Source organism: Thalassolituus sp. UBA2009 (assembly GCF_002335285.1).
GTDB lineage: Bacteria > Pseudomonadota > Gammaproteobacteria > Pseudomonadales > Oceanobacteraceae > Venatoribacter > Venatoribacter alkanivorans.
The window spans coordinates 1-3,048 of record NZ_DDCJ01000132.1; the positions used below are offsets into that span (position 1 = coordinate 1).

General features: G+C 53.9%; 4 protein-coding genes. 2 read left to right on the forward strand and 2 right to left on the reverse strand.

Annotated features, from left to right (window positions below):
• A partial coding sequence (locus B3P58_RS15795; protein ID WP_286718971.1) for an alpha-amylase family glycosyl hydrolase occupies positions 1 to 907 on the forward strand: 907 nt, incomplete at its 5' end.
• A 9-nt stretch (positions 908 to 916) separates the two neighbouring features.
• On the opposite strand, the gene B3P58_RS15800 is transcribed toward B3P58_RS15795, so the two are convergent.
• The gene (locus B3P58_RS15800; protein WP_145470397.1) at positions 917 to 1,753 is read right to left on the reverse strand and encodes a prephenate dehydratase; all 837 of its coding nucleotides are present in this window, start codon (positions 1,751 to 1,753) and stop codon (positions 917 to 919) included.
• Between the two features lie 15 nt (positions 1,754 to 1,768).
• Positions 1,769 to 1,918, reverse strand: a complete 150-nt coding sequence (locus tag B3P58_RS15805; RefSeq protein WP_286718972.1) for a hypothetical protein — start codon at positions 1,916 to 1,918, stop codon at positions 1,769 to 1,771.
• Positions 1,919 to 2,140: 222 nt separating this feature from the next.
• Here B3P58_RS15805 and B3P58_RS15810 point away from each other — a divergent pair.
• Positions 2,141 to 3,048: hypothetical protein (locus B3P58_RS15810; protein WP_286718973.1), on the forward strand; the 908-nt coding region annotated here is incomplete at its 3' end.

Consider the following 3,048-nt stretch of genomic DNA (forward strand, 5'->3'; position numbering starts at 1 on the left):
TGCCTGGCCAGAGCGGATGATGGTCGGTGAAGTGATGCTTGCCGATGCCGGCAACAGTGATTTACCGGCCAGTTATTATGGTCAGAATGATGAGCTGCATCTGGCCTTTAATTTTGAATTTCTGCGTGCCCCCTTTAAAGCCAGTGCCTTTCACGCCATCATCAGAAAATGGACGGAATTATTAGGCGGTGAAAACTGGCCTAATTACACATTAAGTAATCACGATTTTTGCCGTCATGCCAGCCGTTACCGTGCAGGTAAACTCACCCAGACCCGCCTTGAAATACTCGCCGCTCTGTTGCTGACCTTACGCGGTACGCCGTTTTTATATTACGGCGAAGAAACCGGTATGCCGGAACAAAAAGTTAAGCGCCGCAACCTGCAGGACCCAGTGGGTATCCGTTACTGGCCACTGCATCCCGGACGTGATGGCTGCCGCCAGCCGATGATGTGGGATGCTCCGCTTAACACTTTTACTCAGGGGCAGAGCTGGTTGCCGGACGAACCCGTCCCTGCGCACAGCGTTACCCAACAACAGCAAGACCCGCACAGCCTGCTGAGCTGGTATAAAAAACTGATCTGGCTGCGCAAAAAAACACCGGCCCTGCATCAGGGAAAACTGCGCCTTTTGCAGGCGTCAGCGGATGTCCTCGCCTATGAGCGCAGTGGTATAAATGCCGGCCGTACGGAACGGCTGCTGATACTGCTGAATTTTTCCAACCGCACGCAATCCACCAGCCTGCACCCACAGGCGCTGGCCGCCTGTCTGCTGAATAATAAAAAGAAGGATGAAAGAGAAACCTCAGCGGAGAGTCTGGATTTCCACCATGGCCGTCTGCAACTGCAGCCTCTGCAGGCTCTGGTGCTGCAATTACAGGATGATTATCCGCTGAAGGTTTATGTCTGACGATCTGCGTTAAACGCGGTAATCGTGCGCCGGATAACTGCCTAATATGCGCACTTCGCGGGCAAAGTATTCCAGCTCTTCCAGTGCCAGAATCATATTGTGCTGCTGCGGGTGCCCCTGAATATCAACATGAAAATGGCTGGCTTCCATGGTGCCGCCATCCATATAGCTTTCTAACTTCAGCAGGTTCACACCATTAGTGGCGAAGCCGCCCAGGGCTTTATACAGCGCTGCCGGAATATTGCGCACTGAAAACAGAATACTGGTGATGTAATCCATACCGGGCTCAGCCTGCTGATGCTCCTGCTCACGGCTGAACACCAGAAAACGGGTGGTATTACCGATTACATCCTGAAAATTATCATGCACCACGTTCAGGCCATACAGTTCGGCCGCCAGCGCCGAGGCAATGGCGCCACGCTTGCGGTTTTTGCCCTGACTCAGGTTACGCGCTTCCATCGCCGTATCAACCGCGGCCACCGCTTTCATGCCCAGATTAACAATGCGCTGATGGCACTGCGCCAACGCCTGCGGATGGGAGGCCACCTCCTCAATATCGCTGAGGTTTACCCCCGGTAATGCCAGCAAACAGTGATTGACCGGTTCAAAATGCTCGGCAATAACAAACAGCGAGGTTTTCGGAATCAACCGGTAAATTTCTTCAACCCGCCCGGCGGTTGAGTTTTCCAGCGGAATCATCGCCCGGTCGGCAAAACCGGAAGCCACCAGCTCCAGCGCCGATAAAAAATCATCGCAGGCAACCGCCTCCCAGTGAGGGAACACCTTACAACAAGCCAGATGCGAATAAGCGCCGGCAGTGCCCTGATAGGCAACCCGTGGCTGCATGAAAATCTCCCCAAATTAATCGAACAGAACAATGCGCCAATGCATTGCCAGGCCAGACGATGCATTATCGCACCACTGCATTATTGCACCACCATGGGGCGCATGAAAAACACCAGCATAAAACGCACCAAAACAAGGCACCAACATAAATTTCAGGGTATCCATCGACATCCCGTCATCAACGCCTGCCCGTGCAGACCGCCTGCCGTGCACTTCTGAGCTTATACAGCCCATTCTACCTCTGTTCGGGTTCACCAGAGCACATAAAAGCAGTGCTCTGGGTCAGTAAAATCAGGCGAAAAATCTTATCTGGCACAGTGCCTGCTCTGTCTCATTCAGGTATCTGCTCTACCATTAATTTAACCGGGACAGATAACAGGTATCGATATGAATTTTCAACCAACACTCTGGCCACAATCACTCAGCAGCGATCCACAACTGCTGGAACAATTACGCAGCGCTGGCGAAACAGAGTTGCAGGACTTTCCTGCCGCCTGGCTGAGCCAGTGGCCGGATGTCTGGGCGCCGCTTGCCGCTTGGCTGGCAAGCGAAAAAGGTCGTCTGCCAACAGAAGTGCCGGTTATTGGTATTCATGGTGGCCAGGGATCGGGGAAATCCACCCTGTGTAAAGCCCTGGCACTGGTATACCGCAAAGCTCTGGGCTGGAACACCGTTGTGCTGTCCATTGATGATCTCTACCTGACGCACTCCGAACGCAGCCAGCTGGCACTGAATATTCACCCGCTGCTGACCACCCGTGGCGTGCCCGGCACCCATGATGTGGCACTGGGCATGTTACTGACCCGTCAGCTGCGCAAGCTGAACGAAGGTGAACGTTTAATGATTCCGGTCTTCGATAAAATTCAGGATGACCGCCTGCCGGATAATTATTGGCATAAAGTGACGGGCCCGGTCGATCTGATCCTGTTTGAAGGTTGGTGTGTAGGCTGTCTGCCGGTTGCAGAAGAAGACCTGCAGGAGCCGGTCAACGGCCTTGAAGCCAGCGACGACAGCGACGGCCAATGGCGGCGCTGGGTCAATCAGCAACTGGCCGGTAGCTATGCCGAATGGTTCGCCCAGATCGACCGCCTGCTGATGCTGAAAGTCCCCGACATGAAAGCCGTACACCAGTGGCGCCGCGAACAGGAAGAAAGTAACCGCAAACAATCAGCAGCTCTGTCGCAAAACAAAATCAGTCTGAGCAAAACCACCGACCGCAGCCTCAGCGAGGCCGGGCTGATACGCTTTATTCAGCACTATCAGCGTCTGACCGAGAACGCATTACGCGAGCTGCC